The following is a 694-nucleotide window of genomic DNA, read 5'->3' as shown; positions in this document are numbered from 1 at the left end:
CCCGTGGAGCCCGCGGCCGCGACCCCCAGCGCGACCACCGCCCCCGGAGGCGTGAGCCCGATCCGCCGCAGCCGGTGGGCGAGATGGTCGGGCCCGCCGCGCCACAGCTCCCGACCCGCCCGCTTCCGCGACACCAGGACGAGGACCGCGTCGGCGGTGGCCACGGCCGTGAGGGCGAAGGGCGCCCCCACACCCGCCCCGTACCCGACGGCGTACACGTGCAGGACACCCCCCGCGAGCAGGAAGCCCACGAACAGCGCCCCGGCCGTGCCGATCACGACGCGCGCGGGCGGCCAGTTGTGCATCAGGAACCCGGTGAGCGCGGCGGCCAGCACGCTGAACAGCGTGGCCAGCCCGTCCATCACCTCGGCCGCCGCACACCCGCTCAGCGCGAACGCGGTGACCGCCCCGACCACCCCGAGCACCCCGTCGGAACGCCCCATCCCCTTGAACCCGTGCACCACGAGGACGATCCAGGCGACGCCCACCATCCCGCCCAGCACGCCGAGTTCGTGGTACGGCACGACCAGCGCGGCACCGACGACCACCCCCGCCGCCCGCACCACGGCCGGCAGCCGCCACACGTCACCGACCAGCCCGAACACCCCGAGCCCCGCCCCGACCCCCCCCTGTCCCTTATACCCATCCCCGACCACACAACACAAGAAAAAAACCTAATCGCGGTCTTCTTTTG

At 73.8% G+C, this 694-nt stretch carries 1 protein-coding gene; it reads right to left on the bottom strand.

The window, feature by feature from the left end:
* The coding region (locus tag P1P70_RS45435) for an MraY family glycosyltransferase (RefSeq protein WP_319248454.1) at positions 1 to 605 on the bottom strand (605 nt) is incomplete at its 3' end.
* Positions 606 to 694 lie beyond the last annotated feature (89 nt).

The sequence above is a fragment of the Streptomyces sp. MB09-02B genome (genome assembly GCF_033794485.1).
Lineage (GTDB): Bacteria > Actinomycetota > Actinomycetes > Streptomycetales > Streptomycetaceae > Streptomyces.
The sequence above is the reverse complement of the archived record's forward strand: the minus strand, read 5'-3'. Positions and strand labels throughout refer to the sequence as shown.